General features: G+C 60.7%; 15 protein-coding genes and 2 tRNA genes. 6 read left to right on the top strand and 11 right to left on the bottom strand.

Going from position 1 to position 13,073, the window contains the following annotated elements; genetic code table 11:
• From AC5E6N_RS19235 to AC5E6N_RS19220, 4 genes are all read left to right on the top strand, one after another.
• Nucleotides 1-580 (top strand): GMC oxidoreductase (locus AC5E6N_RS19235; protein WP_491749332.1); only part of this gene is annotated, 580 nt, incomplete at its 5' end.
• A gap of 128 nt (nt 581-708) precedes the next feature.
• Nucleotides 709-783, top strand: a tRNA-Gln gene (locus AC5E6N_RS19230).
• A 183-nt stretch (nt 784-966) separates the two neighbouring features.
• Nucleotides 967-1,341: a type II toxin-antitoxin system RelE/ParE family toxin gene (locus AC5E6N_RS19225; RefSeq protein ID WP_491749331.1), complete on the top strand. Its 375-nt coding sequence runs from the start codon at nt 967-969 to the stop codon at nt 1,339-1,341.
• On the top strand, nt 1,334-1,651 hold the full coding sequence (locus AC5E6N_RS19220; RefSeq protein ID WP_491749330.1) for a helix-turn-helix domain-containing protein: 318 nt from the start codon (nt 1,334-1,336) through the stop codon (nt 1,649-1,651). The genes AC5E6N_RS19225 and AC5E6N_RS19220 overlap by 8 nt, the downstream gene beginning before the upstream one ends.
• Nucleotides 1,652-1,695: 44 nt before the next feature.
• Here AC5E6N_RS19220 and AC5E6N_RS19215 read toward each other — a convergent pair whose 3' ends face one another.
• The 4 genes from AC5E6N_RS19215 to AC5E6N_RS19200 all read right to left on the bottom strand — a co-directional run bounded on the left by AC5E6N_RS19215 (nt 1,696) and on the right by AC5E6N_RS19200 (nt 5,748).
• Nucleotides 1,696-2,613 (bottom strand): ABC transporter permease, encoded by a 918-nt coding sequence (locus AC5E6N_RS19215; protein WP_491749329.1) that lies wholly within the window; start codon nt 2,611-2,613, stop codon nt 1,696-1,698.
• Entirely contained in the window at nt 2,606-3,610 is a 1,005-nt protein-coding gene (locus AC5E6N_RS19210) for an ABC transporter permease (protein ID WP_491749328.1), read from the bottom strand. Before AC5E6N_RS19210 ends, AC5E6N_RS19215 begins: the two co-directional genes overlap by 8 nt.
• Nucleotides 3,611-3,676: 66 nt before the next feature.
• Nucleotides 3,677-5,380 carry a peptide ABC transporter substrate-binding protein gene (locus AC5E6N_RS19205; protein WP_491749327.1) on the bottom strand — a complete coding sequence of 568 codons (1,704 nt, stop codon included), beginning with the start codon at nt 5,378-5,380 and terminating at the stop codon, nt 3,677-3,679.
• A gap of 17 nt (nt 5,381-5,397) precedes the next feature.
• Nucleotides 5,398-5,748, bottom strand: a complete 351-nt coding sequence (locus AC5E6N_RS19200) for a hypothetical protein (RefSeq protein WP_491749326.1) — start codon at nt 5,746-5,748, stop codon at nt 5,398-5,400.
• A 359-nt stretch (nt 5,749-6,107) separates the two neighbouring features.
• Here AC5E6N_RS19200 and AC5E6N_RS19195 point away from each other — a divergent pair, with 359 nt between their 5' ends.
• Both AC5E6N_RS19195 and AC5E6N_RS19190 read left to right on the top strand, forming a co-directional pair.
• Entirely contained in the window at nt 6,108-6,749 is a 642-nt protein-coding gene (locus AC5E6N_RS19195) for a TetR/AcrR family transcriptional regulator (RefSeq protein WP_491749325.1), read from the top strand.
• 138 nt (nt 6,750-6,887) lie between these two features.
• A tRNA-Pro gene (locus AC5E6N_RS19190) sits at nt 6,888-6,964 on the top strand.
• 25 nt (nt 6,965-6,989) lie between these two features.
• Here AC5E6N_RS19190 and AC5E6N_RS19185 read toward each other — a convergent pair.
• The 7 genes from AC5E6N_RS19185 to AC5E6N_RS19155 form a co-directional block, all read right to left on the bottom strand.
• Nucleotides 6,990-7,406 carry a universal stress protein gene (locus AC5E6N_RS19185; protein ID WP_491749324.1) on the bottom strand — a complete coding sequence of 139 codons (417 nt, stop codon included), beginning with the start codon at nt 7,404-7,406 and terminating at the stop codon, nt 6,990-6,992.
• A 27-nt stretch (nt 7,407-7,433) separates the two neighbouring features.
• Nucleotides 7,434-8,414: an alcohol dehydrogenase catalytic domain-containing protein gene (locus AC5E6N_RS19180; RefSeq protein WP_491749323.1), complete on the bottom strand. Its 981-nt coding sequence runs from the start codon at nt 8,412-8,414 to the stop codon at nt 7,434-7,436.
• On the bottom strand, nt 8,411-9,172 hold the full coding sequence (locus AC5E6N_RS19175) for an SDR family NAD(P)-dependent oxidoreductase (protein WP_491749322.1): 762 nt from the start codon (nt 9,170-9,172) through the stop codon (nt 8,411-8,413). Before AC5E6N_RS19175 ends, AC5E6N_RS19180 begins: the two co-directional genes overlap by 4 nt.
• On the bottom strand, nt 9,165-10,472 hold the full coding sequence (gene hisD, locus AC5E6N_RS19170) for a histidinol dehydrogenase (protein WP_491749321.1): 1,308 nt from the start codon (nt 10,470-10,472) through the stop codon (nt 9,165-9,167). The genes AC5E6N_RS19175 and hisD overlap by 8 nt, the downstream gene beginning before the upstream one ends.
• 12 nt (nt 10,473-10,484) lie before the next feature.
• Complete coding sequence (locus AC5E6N_RS19165) at nt 10,485-11,813, bottom strand: TRAP transporter large permease (RefSeq protein ID WP_491749320.1); 1,329 nt, start codon at nt 11,811-11,813, stop codon at nt 10,485-10,487.
• 12 nt (nt 11,814-11,825) lie between these two features.
• Nucleotides 11,826-12,338: a TRAP transporter small permease gene (locus tag AC5E6N_RS19160; RefSeq protein WP_491749319.1), complete on the bottom strand. Its 513-nt coding sequence runs from the start codon at nt 12,336-12,338 to the stop codon at nt 11,826-11,828.
• Between the two features lie 72 nt (nt 12,339-12,410).
• Nucleotides 12,411-13,073, bottom strand: a 663-nt coding sequence (locus tag AC5E6N_RS19155) for a TRAP transporter substrate-binding protein (RefSeq protein WP_491749318.1), incomplete at its 5' end; no start/stop codon positions are given.

The following is a 13,073-nucleotide window of genomic DNA, read 5'->3' as shown; positions in this document are numbered from 1 at the left end:
GCCGGTGGCGATCCGCTATGACGGAACCGCACCGGCCGAAGCACACGGCTTCCAGGCGCATGTCGGGCCGATGCGCTCGAAATCGCGCGGCAGTGTCAGATTGCGATCGCCTGACGCACACGAATCCCCCGTTATCCGTTTCAACTATATGAGCGATCCATCCGACTGGGAGGACTTTCGCCACTGCATCAGGCTGACACGGGAAATCTTTTCCCAGTCCGCCTTCGACGGCTATCGCGGCCGGGAAATCGCCCCGGGCGACGACGTGCAATCGGACGAGGAACTCGATGCCTTCATTACCGAACATGCGGAGAGCGCCTATCATCCATGCGGAACGTGCCGTATGGGCCGCGCCGACGATCCCGGGAGTGTGGTCGATCCCGAATGCCGGGTGATCGGCGTTGACGGGCTGCGCGTGGCCGATTCATCCGTCTTTCCAATGATTACGAACGGAAACCTCAACGCGCCGTCGATCATGGTGGGCGAAAAGGCATCGGACCATATTCTGGAGAAGCAGCCCCTGCCCCGCTCCAACCTTGAGCCGTGGATCAATCCGAACTGGGAATTGTCTGACCGGTAGGCTCCTCGGCCTGCCGGTATTTTCGGGACGTCATTGCACAACCCCGGAATTTGAGTGCTCAACGCTTGAAATTCCACAGCGAAATGGTTAGTGCAGGGTCCGGCTGCATCGCATCGGTGCAGCTTTACTGGGGCGTAGCCAAGCGGTAAGGCAGCGGTTTTTGGTACCGCCATGCGCTGGTTCGAATCCAGCCGCCCCAGCCAATTGTTTCAATGTGTTGCGGACACATCCCCTTCGGCGTCGACGTATTGGCAAATACTTACCCAGACTCTACACGGATCAGGCCTGATCACATCGCTTCCTGTTTACCGTTGGGCAGACCGCTGTTGAAGTCTATAGCACTTAGTGCTATATTTAGCCGTATTGAGAATGTCCGAGAGGCTTGATTGCTGATCTTCAAAACCAAGTCTTTCGTGCGCTTCTCCGATCGCGAACGGATAGCAGATTCGGCTTTATGCGACGCTATTGAGCGTGCTGCAAAGGGACTAATTGACGCCGACCTCGGCGGCGGCGTTCTCAAGCAGCGCATAGCCCGCGAAGGGCAAGGCAAGTCTGGAGGATTTCGCAGCATAATACTGTTCCGGCGGAATCAGCGCGCCTTCTTCATCCACGGTTTCGCCAAAAGTCAAAAGGGCAATATAAAACCAAACGAACTCAAGGCATTTCAGGCGTTGGCGGACGAAATGCTTGATCTGAATGACCGTGAATTAAAACTAGCAATGTCGAACGGAACAATCGTCAAGGTGGATTGTGGTGACTAAACAATACAAGAGTGACGTATTAGCGTCTGTCCATGAAACCGCATCCGGTCTCAACGAGGCTGGTATCATAGAAAAGCAGACAATGAGGGCGTTTGACGAAATGTGTCTGACCCCGGTGGAGGCTTTGACCGCTGACCAAATCCGCGGAATTCGTCTCAAGGAAAAGGCAAGCCAGGCTGTTTTCGCACGTTATCTCAACGTTACAACCGGCCTTGTGAGCCAATGGGAGCGCGGCGAAAAGCAGCCGCGCGGTGCCTCATTGAAACTTCTGACGCTCGTTGCCAAGAAGGGGCTGCAGGCCGTCGCCTGACCAGCCACCGTAATCGCATCCACCTGGATCTCTGCATCCCGCCATCAACGTCCCCTGATCCGCGGGTCGAGCGCGTCGCGCAGGCCGTCGCCGATATAGTTGACGCTCAGAACGGTCAGGGAAATGGCGAGCCCCGGCCACAGAACGCGTTCGGGATATTGCTGCAGATAGTCGGTGGAATCGAACAGCAGCCGACCCCAGGTCGGAAAGTCCGAGGGAAAGCCGAGCCCGAGGAACGACAGGGCGGATTCGGTGATGATCGCGTTGGCGATGCCAAGGGTCGCCGACACGGTGATCGGCGACAGCACATTGGGCAGGATATGGCGCAGGATCATGCGGAACGAGGGCGTTCCGATCGAGCGGGATGCGACCACGAATTCGCGCTCTTTCAGCGCCAGAACGTCACCGCGGACGATACGCGCCGTCTGCATCCATGAGGTGATGCCGATGACAAAGACGATCAGCATGAATATGCCCGTTTCCGGCCCGAAGGCGGCGCGCAGCGTATCGCGGAAAAGCATGATGATGACGAGCAGCAGCGGCAACAGCGGCAAAGCCAGGAAGAGATCCGTCAGGCGCATCAAAGCGCCGTCAAGCCGCTTGAAATAGCCGGCGACGACACCGATGGCGGCACCGAGGAACAGGGCGAGCAGCATCGCCGTGATGCCGACGGCCATGGAGACCTGACCGCCCATCAGCACACGGGCGAGCGTATCGCGGCCAAGCTGGTCCGTGCCGAACGGATGGGCGAAGCTCGGACCCTGATTGCGGGCGCGTATGTCGATATACTGCGCATCGATGGTCCAGACCAGCGGTCCGAGCGTGACCGCCAGCACCACAAATATGAAAAACGCCATGCCGATCATCGCTCCGCGATGGGTGCGGAACTGTTTCCATACATTGCGCCACTGCGATTGCGGCGGAGGGGCGGTGGCGAGTGAATCGGGCGTTACGTCAGTCATAACGAATCCTCGGATCCAGAATGCCGTAGAGAATGTCGGCGATCAGATTGAACAGGATGATGAGCACCGCAAAGATAAAGGTGAGCGTCTGCACGGTCGGCAGGTCACCGCCCTGGATGGAGATGATCAGGAGCTGGCCGAGGCCGTTCACCTTGAAGACCTGCTCGGTGATGATCGCGCCACCGAAGATCTGCGGCACGCCAAGCGCGATCACGGTAACAACGGGGATCAGCGAGTTGCGCAGAACGTGGATCATGACGACCGAGCGCTCGCGCAGGCCCTTGGCCCGTGCTGTTCGCACATAGTCCTGATTGAGATTGTCGAGCATCGAGGCACGCATGAACCGGCTGATCTGGGCAGCGTTGAACAGCGCCAGAACCGAGACCGGCATGATCATCTGCTTGACCTGGAACCAGAAGCTCGGCCAGTCGGTGACCTCATGGGTGGTGTCGTAAATCGACGGGAACCATCCGAGCCACACCGAGAAGATGACAATCACCAGAACCCCGGTGAAGAAGGTCGGAACGGAAAAACCGACCATGGAGATGAAGGTTCCGATCTGGTCGAACCAGCTGTACTGCCGGTAGGCCGAAATGATGCCGATCGGCATGGCGATGAGGACGCCAAGCACGTAGGACATGCCGACGACCCAAAGGGTCTGCGGCATGCGCTCGACGATCAGATCGACGACAGGTGAACGTGTCTGCCAGCTCAAGACGCGCAGCCGGTCGCCGGAGCCCCATCCCAACCACTGTTCGAGCATGTTGAGCGGCTCGTTGATGAAGAACTGCTTGCACCACAGGAGATAGCGAATGTAGATCGGATCGCCGAGGCCGAGGGACTGGCGAATCTTTTCACGCACTTCCGGCGGGATCGTCAGAGGCAGGTTGGCAGTCGGATCGCTCGGCGCCAGATCAAGCAGCAGGAAGATGATCAGGCTGATGGCGATCAGGGTCGGAATCGCCAGCAGCAGCCGGCGAACGGTATAGTTAAACATCGCACCAACGTTTCAGGTCGAAGGTCGACAGCCGCCCCGGCAAGGGGCCGGGGCGGCGACGGACGATTACTGCGTCTTGGCGCGATACCAGTCTGCGGCATTCCACAGTTCGGAATCCCAGACATTCATGACGACGCCGCCCAGCGCGTTGGAATGGGCGGAGACGCGGCCACGGTCGACCAGCGGCAGGATGATGTATTCCTGCATCAGCTTGTCGTTCATGGCCTTTGCGAGTTCGGCGCGGTCTTCCAGCTTGCCGGTTTGTGCCATCTTGGCAACGAGCGCGTCATATTCCTCGCTGCAATAGCGCGGCATGTTGTTGCCCTGCCACTGGGTTTCAGGGGTCGGCGCCTGTTTGCACTCCCAGTTGGCCATATAGGCTTCCGGGTCGGTGCCGTCGAAATTGTTGGCATACATCTCGACGTCCGCGTAGAACTTCTGGAACGTGTCCGGGCTGCCCGGATCGCCGCCGAAGAAGACCGACGCATCGATGTTGCGCAGTTCGGTTTCGATGCCGATATCGGCCCACCACTGCTTGATCAGCGCCTGGAAATCCTGGCGCACGGCGTTGGTCGAGGTCTGATAGAGCATCGACAGGCGCACGCCGTCCTTGGCGCGGATGCCGTCACTACCCGGAACCCATCCGGCGTCGTCAAGCAGCTTTTTCGCGCCCTCGACGTCCTGAACAAGACAGCCATCATTGGCGGCGGACTTGTAGATTTCCGGCGCCGGCAGAACGTTGCAACTCGGCTTGCCCGCCGTGCCATAACCGATCTCGACAAGCAGTTCGCGGTCGATCGCCATGGAAAGAGCCTGACGCACCGCCTTGTCCGACAGGAACGGGTGCGGATGCGCCTTGGTCGAGCGTTCATCGCCCAAATCCGGGTTCGGATCGGTCAGGTTGATCATGATGCGCTCAACCAGCGTTCCGAAGGCGGACACGACCTTGCCCTTGCCGGCGGCTTCCATATTGGAAAGAACATCCGGTGCAAGCTGCATGTTCCACGCATAGTCGAATTCGCCCGTCTCAAGAACCGAGCGCGCGGCCGACGCGGTATCGCCGCCGCCCTTGAAGGTCACGGTGGCGAAGGCCGGCTTTGCCGGATCGCGGTAATTGGGGTTGGCTTCCATGGAAATGACGTCGTTCGGACGGAACTCGGTCACGCGGAACGGTCCGGTGCCGATGGGTCCGAAATTGGCGTCCGTGCATTCCGGCGCCTTGGCGCCGAGGCAGTCCGCGAACTGGGCCGCCTGGATGATCGGTGCCTGCGCGCCGACGAACGGGCCGTAGGGGAACGGTTTCGGAACGCCGAACTCCACCGTGACCGTCCTGTCGTCGATGATCTTCACATCCGTCACGTCATTGTATTTTTCGCTCTGCGCGCAGCCGCCGGCCGGATCCGCGCAATATGTCCACGTGAACGCGATATCGGCCGAGGTCACCGGCGTGCCGTCGGACCAAAGAAGGCCTTCCTTCAGCTTCCATGTGATCGTCTTGAGGTCGGATGATACACCGCCATTGTCGACCGTCGGCACGGTATCGACCAGCCACGGCACCATATTGCCGCCCTGGTCGTAACGGGCGAGCGGCTCGACAACCAGCGACGCGGCTTCAAGCTCCTTGGTTCCGCCGGAAAGATACGGGTTCATGGTCGAGGGCGCCTGCCAGTAGATGATCTTGACTTCGCCGTCCGAACCGCGCTCCGCGAGCGCGGCGGGTACGATCGCCAGTGCGGCTGCCGTACCAAGTAAAAGTGCCCTTGCTTTCATTTTTATTCCCCTTGTCGTTATCGTTTCAGGAATTGATGCTCTCGCCGGCGGTTGGCTCCCCGGTCATTTTTGTTGGATTCATTGCATCGCCGGTCAGGATGACGTGCTTGCGCCCCGGCCTCGCCGGCGATGTGGCGGACCGCGGACAGATCGTTGCTGATGAGAAGATCGGTCGGGCTGAACCTTTCCCGCAGGTGCTCAAGCAGGCTGACGACCCCGGTCCGGGTCGACACATCGGGAGCGGCAACCGGCTTGTCCGGCCTGAGGCAGGAACTCACCGGGTTGACTGCGCGTGTCCTGCCCTGCCCCGTTTCGAAGACGGTTCTCAGGTCTTTGACATCAAGCACCGCCGCGGAACCGTCAGACATCCGACACCCCGTACGCGCGACCACACATCATTTACCCCTAACAAAACTTACTGACATGCAGAATGACAATTCGGGTTGGTAAATGCAAACTGAAGTTGCGCGCTCGCATAAACTTTTCCACGACCGGCCTGCAAGCGAAGTTTCCGATTCAATGCAAAGTGTTAGCGCCGTAACCTCATCCCTGTTGTGATCGCGAGTCGCAATCGTGTCCTCGCCCCGTGTGCACTTTCCGCGCGGCTGATATCCCTGAAACCGGCTCCAAAGATCACGGTCATCGACCTTTCCTCGGCAGCCGGGAGGCAAGCGGCGCTGGATGAAACCGCAAAACATCTGTAAGCAGTGCGAAACGGAAAGAGCGCATGGCATCCGACGCACATCTCAATGAGTCACAGGCCCAGACCACCGGTCGAAAGAACCGCGGCGACGGATCGCGGCGCGACATACTCGATGCCGCCGCCCGGCTGTTCCAGCAAAAGGGCTACGATGCGACATCCCTGCGCGCGCTTGCCGACGCGGTGGGCATGAAGGCCGGCAGCCTCTACTATCATTTCGCCTCGAAGGAACAATTGGCCATCGAGGTCCTGGCAATCGGGGTCGAGGGCGTGACCGAAACGGTCTCGGCCCGTCTGAGGGCCGCCGGACCGGACGTGACACCGCGGCAGCGTGTTTCCATCGCAATCCGTGCCCATCTTGAATCGATCCTGAGCGATGGCGGCTACACCTCGGCGCATATCAGGTGCTTTCCCTACACGCCCGATGCCGTTCAGTCGCAACTGCGGACGGTACGCCGGACCTATGAGGATATCTGGGCGACGTTGATCGACGATGTGCTGGGTGCGCAGAGCTGTGCCGAGGAAGCCCGGCGCATGCGCCTGGCAACGCTCGGCGCGCTCAACTGGTCGCTTGAATGGTTCGATGCCGGCCGCGATGACATGGAAGACTATGCAAGGACCGTTGAGCGGCTGATTTTCGCCGCGTCAGACAAGCCGGTTACCGGCTGATCGGGCCGCTGTTCCGGTCGGTCGATCCGTCCCCGAAAGCACTGGCAGACAAAGGCTGCCGGCCCCGCAATCCCCCTTGACGGGAACCGGTTTCCGAATTACCTACAGCCCGCATCGGCGGCTTCGAGCCGCCCGGGTCGGAGTGTAGCGCAGCCTGGTAGCGCACCTCGTTCGGGACGAGGGGGTCGGAGGTTCAAATCCTCTCACTCCGACCAATCAATCAAGGATATCGGTATGTGCCTAGGTATCAGCGCTGCGACAGACATGAACCGCGCAGGGGGCGTGGCGCACCACGCGGGCGGCGGTTGAGCCGAGGAAATAGTCGCCCAGGCCCGGCTTGTGGGAGCCGATCACGATGCAATCGACATCATGCTGCTCTGCGTAGTCGATGATCGTGCGATAGGTGTGGCCTTTGACAAGGACAGTCTCCACCCCGTCGAGGCTCCTGGTTTTTTCGACGAGTGTCTCGCATGCGGTTTCAAACCCCTCTTTGACCGTTTCCGCATCCAGATAGGCCGCGACCGAACCTTGCGGCGCTTCGTACACATGCATGGCGGTTATGTGGCCGTTATCCGCCGCCAAAGCCTTGGCGACGGCCAGCGTTTGCGGGGAGATCCCGTGATCGAGCGCCATCGGAACAAGGATTTTCTGATACATCGTTTTTCCATCCTGTCTGAGAACGGTTCAGGCCCACGGTTTCAGGATGATCTTCGGCGCGGCGACGACCCCTGCCCGCAGATCCCGAAACGCCTGGAAGCCTTGTGAAAGCGGCCGCTGTTCGGCCCAGTCCAATGGGCCGAGCCGTCCGCCGAATATGGCGGTCGCCGTTTCGAGAAAGTCCTCGGCGGTATATGTATAGGTGCCGAGGAACGCGATCTCCTGCAGCGTGATACGGCGGATATCGAGACCGCCCGTATCCTCTGCGAGACCGATATGGACAATGACCCCTCCGGGTTTTGCTGCCGCGCTGGCCGCCGCGCGTGTCGATGCGTAGCCGACGGCGTCCACAACGATCTCAAAGGGACCATCTGCCCGCTCAACGGTCTTCGGGCCGCAATGGTCGATCAGAAAGGTCCGGCGGTTCGCATTAGGTTCCGCGATTGTGACCTCCTCGGCTCCCATCGCCTTCAGCGCCAATGCCGCGGCCAGTCCGATGGCTCCTCCGCCGATAACAAGCGCCTTTCGGTCCATGGACGGATGCAGGGCCTCAATGCCGAGACGGGCGGCATGCCAGCTCACGGCCAGCGGTTCGGCGAGCGCTGCTTTTTCGAGCGGAACCGTGTCGGGCACCGCGACCAGATTTCGCTCCGGCATCGAGATGAACTGCGCAAAGGCGCCTTCACGCGGCGGCATGGAAATAATCTGCCGGTTCGCGCAGATGTTTTCCCGGCGGGATTTGCAGGCATCGCAGGCCATGCAGGTGACCAGCGGATTGACCGTGACCCGCTGCCCGTCCCTCGCCCCGCCGGTGATGATCCCCGCGGCCTCATGACCCAGGATCAAAGGCGCCGGTCGCCGGGCATCATGGCCGAGATAGGCGTGCATGTCCGACCCGCAAATCCCGACCGCTTCGACGCGAATGAGCACCTCGTCCTGGCCCGGGTCGGCATCCGGGACGTCGCGGTAGCCAAGCTGTTCAACACCGTCATAGACCAGGGCTCTCATTTTGCCGTGAACCCCCCGTCCACCATCAGCACCTGTCCGGTGACATAACGGGAGGCGTCGGAGCACAGGAACAGGATGGGCCCGTCAATGTCCTCGGGCCGGCCGTTGCGGCCTATGCAGGTCTGGGCGGCGTTCCGCTCCGCCCGTTCGGGGTCGTCAAAAACCGCCCTGGTGAGTTCGGTCGGGAAAAAGCCGGGCCCGATCGCATTGACATTGATCCCGTGGCACGACCAGGCTTGTGCCATGGCGCGGGTCAGCTGGGCGATCCCGCCCTTGCTTGTCCCATAGGCGATGCCGCCCGGAAACGCCCTTTGCGACTGAAGGCTGGCGAAATTGACGATACGCCCCCAGCCCTTTTCCTTCATGGCGGGCACCAGGGCCTGGCTGAGAAAAAACGGGGCCGACAGGTTAAGCGAAAGGGTCTGATCCCAGCCCTCCGCCGTCACCTCATCTGCCGCTTGCCGCATATTCACCCCGGCGGCGTGGATCAGAATATCCGGGCTGCCGAACGGCGCGGAGATTTCCTCCGCAAGGATTTTGGTCCGGTCCCGCCGCGCAACATCCGCCGTTACCGCCGCGGCCCGACTGCCGATCTCCGAGACAAGGCTCTCCAATGCCTCCGCCCGCCGCGCGACGCAGACGACCTGTGCCCCGGCACTGCTCAGCACATGGGCCGCCCTGCGGCCAAGACCGGAGCTTGCGCCCGTTATGCAGGCGACTTTTCCTGAAAGATCGAAAAGCTCTTGAGCATCAGCCATCTGCGGAAAGGTCAAAATTGACGCCGGGAAAATATTTCGCCAGCCTGACATCGGCGGCGCGGGCATGGCCTTCCATGCCCTCCAGACGTGAAATGCGCGCCGTTGCTTCCGCGACATGCTTCGAGCCTTCACGCGTCGAGCGTTGCCAGGTGACGATTTTCATGAATTTGTGCACCGACAGGCCGCCCGTATAGCTCGCGGCGCCCGAGGTCGGCAGCACGTGGTTTGTGCCGGCCGCCTTGTCTCCATAGGAAACGGTGGTCTCTTCGCCGAGAAAGAGCGAGCCATAGCAGCTCAGCCGTTCAAGCCACCAATCGAGATCCTCCGCCTGAACCGTCAGGTGTTCCGGTGCGTATGCGTCGGATGTGGCCGCCATTTCCTCCCGGTCGGCGCACACAATCACCTCGGCATAATCGCGCCACGCCGCCGTCGCGTTTTCACGGTTCAAACCGGGCAGATCGTCAATCAGGTCCGGAACCAGTTGCATGACCTTTTCGGCCAAGGCGCGGTCATCCGTCACCAGCCAGACGGGAGAGTTGTATCCGTGCTCGGCCTGGCTGACGAGGTCGGTCGCCACGATATGGGCGTCCGCGGATCCGTCGGCGATGATCAGGCTGTCGGTCGGCCCGGCGATCATGTCGATGCCGACACGCCCGAACAGGATCCGCTTTGCCTCGGCGACGAACTGGTTGCCGGGTCCGACGAGGATATTGGCCTTGGGCAGGCCGAACAGGCCGAACGTCATGGCGGCAACGCCCTGAACCCCTCCCATGGCGAGGATCCTGTCCGCGCCGCAGATATGGGCGGCATAGACGATTGCCGGCGCAACACCGACACCGGGTCGCGGAGGAGAACAGGCCGTGATATGCCTGCAGCCGGCAACTTTCGCCGTGGTCACCGTCATGATGGCGCTGGCGATGTGGCTGTAGCGCCCGCCGGGCACATAACAGCCGGCGGCGTCGACCGGTATGGCCTTCTGGCCGGCGATGAAACCCGGGGAAATTTCCATCTCGACATCGCTCACGGTTCCCTTCTGCAATTCAGCGAACCGGCGAATATTGTCGTGCGCAAACCGGATATCGGCCTTCAGCCTTTCCGGAACCACCGCAATGGCGGCTTCGATCTCTTCTGAGGTCAGCAGCACATTGCCGTCATAGCGGTCGAATTTCGCCGCATATTCCAGAGCCTTCGCATCGCCTCCGGCTTCGATCTCACTGAGGATATTGACCACCGTCTGGTGGACTTCCGGCGCATCGGACTCGGCCGTGAGTGTTGCCTTCTTCAAATAGTCGCGTGTCATATGGTCAAAGCCTTATCTGTAGATATCCGGCAGAAGTGTTGTCGAGATCGCGGGAATGTAAGCGATCAAAAGGACGACAAAAAACATGCACAAGACATAGGGAACCGCCCGGGCCGCGATCTTCAGAATCGACTCTCCGGTTATGCCCGAAACGACAAAAAGATTAAGTCCAAGCGGCGGCGTTATGAAACCGACGCCAAGCGCGGTGATCATCATGATGCAGAACTGGATTTCGTTCATGCCGATATTGTCGGCGAGCGGCTTGAGGATCGGCGCGAGAATGACGATGTTGGGTGTCGTCTCCATCACACAGCCCGCGGCGATCAGGATTCCGATCATCAACAGGATGAGCAGCCACGGATCCTCGGTCAGCCCGGTCACCGCGGCCACGAACCCTTGAGGCACGCCCATGATCGCCAGGGCCTCGGCGAGAGGCGTCGAAAACGCGATGATCGGCAGGATAACGCCGTTCACCTTGGCCGAACTCACCAGCATGGCCGGGAAATCGGCGAAGGACAGCGTACGCAGGATGAACCCCATGGCAATCGTGACGACGACGGCCGTCGCGCCGGCCTCGGTCGGCGTGAGGCGGCCGGAGAAGATGCCGTAAAAGATGATGCCCGGCACGATGAAGGCGTACCAGCCGGATTTCAGCGCGCCGGCGAGATTTGCCGCCCACTCGCCGAAGCTCATCAGCCCGCCGCCCTCATAGGCGTAGATCCGATTGACGATGAGATTGGTGATCAGGATCGAAACGAGGATCGCGAGCCCCGGGATCAGGGCGGCGAGAAACAGCGTGGAAGCCGAAATTCCAAGCACCAGGCCGATGATGATGTAGGCGATCGAAGGCGGAATGAGAATGCCGGTGCAGGCGCCAGCGGCCACCAGGGCGCAGGCATAGGGGCGCGGATAGCCGCTTTCCACAAGCCGCGCGATCGTCATGCGGCCAACGGCGGCGGCACCGGCCGCGTCGGAGCCCGAGATGGCGGCAAACATGCCGCAAACCAGAACGGTTGCAGACCCGAACCCGCCCTTGGTGAAACAGGTGAGCGCCTCGGCGACGTCCAGAAATTTTCGCGACAGACCGGTTCGCACGAGCACGTCCCCGGTCAGGATAAAGAGTGGGACGGCCGTCAATGCAAACGCATCGATCCCGGTAAACAGGCTCTCTCCCACGAGGCTGAGAGGCAGATCGCCCGACATGAAAAGCATCAGGATCGCCGCGGCGCCGATGGCTGCCCAGACCGGCACCGCCAATGCGATCAACGAGACAAAGAGGATGACCGGCAGGTAAAAATCCCAACCGAGTTCAACGGTTTGATTAAGAGTGTTCCAGAGCATTATGCCGTGCCCCTAATCAAACAGCGTGTCGCCCTCATAGACGGGTTGCCCCGTCCGCAAGGACCGAAAATCGCGATGCAGGGACTGGACCAGTCGCCAGATGATGAGCGCAAAGCCGAGCGGGACCGCCATCAGGAACCAGACCCTGGAAATCCTCAGCCCGTCCGTGACCGATCCGAACTTTGCGGAAATTTGAACGGCTTCATACGACCAGTAGAGCGCGATGACGGCGACGAAGAACATCACCAGATCGCCGAAGATGTAGAGCAGCGCCCGTGGCCGGGGGCCAAGATAGTGCATGATGACATCGATCCGGATGTGCGCACGTTCCTTGACCGCCGCCGCGGCACCGATCCAGGCAAGGTAGATGAAGGAGTATCGAACGATTTCCTCGCCCCAGATGGAGGAGTAAGCGAACACCTCCCGGCGCAGAACCTCGATCGCCATGGTGATGACGAGCATCACGTAGAAAACCAGAAGCAACCATCGCTCCGCATTGCGGTCAATTCGTCGCAGTATGTCCATTTTGCTGCCCGTTGAAGTGCCCCTGCCTTGCCTTGAAGCGGGGTTTCACTCCGTCTTGCCGTTTGCCGTCATCTAGGCGTCATGCACGTAGTAGGTGCTGAGCGTGCCGGCGGCTTCCTCCATCTGGGCGAAAGCCTCCATGGAGCCGGCAAGGTCGAGCTTGAACTGATCCCACTCGGGGCGCTGATACCCGCCGGCGGCCTGCCATTCACCCAACTGGTCATCGCTGAGACTGTGGAATTCGACCCCCGCCTTGGCCAGTTCGGACATTGCGTAGGCGCGCGCCGAGGGAACCTTGGCAAGGTTCTGGTGGGCGGTCATTTCGGAGCCCCACATGATGCCGTCCTGAACGTCGGAGGGCATGGAGTTGAACCATTCGAGATTACAGGAATAGACCTGACTGTCCGGCACCGCCTGGGTGAAGGTCACATGGCTGAGAATATCCTTGAAGCCGAACACATAAAGCGCGCCGACCGAGGGATCGAGCGCATCGGCAACGCCCTGCTTGATCGCGGACGGCGTTTCGCCCCAGGCGACCGGCGTCGGATTTGCACCGACCATGCGGTAATATTGCTGCAGCATCTTGGAGCCGGGGACGCGGAATTTCACGCCGTCGAGGTCGGAAGGGCTGAGCACCGCCCCTGCCCCGCCCTTGCGCACGGCAACGACGCGCGGGTCGATATTGACGTAAAACAGCGCCTTGAAGCCATTGGCCTCGACCTTGGGGTGGACTTC

The sequence above is a fragment of the Hoeflea sp. genome (assembly GCF_984452065.1).
The sequence above is the reverse complement of the archived record's forward strand: the minus strand, read 5'-3'. Positions and strand labels throughout refer to the sequence as shown.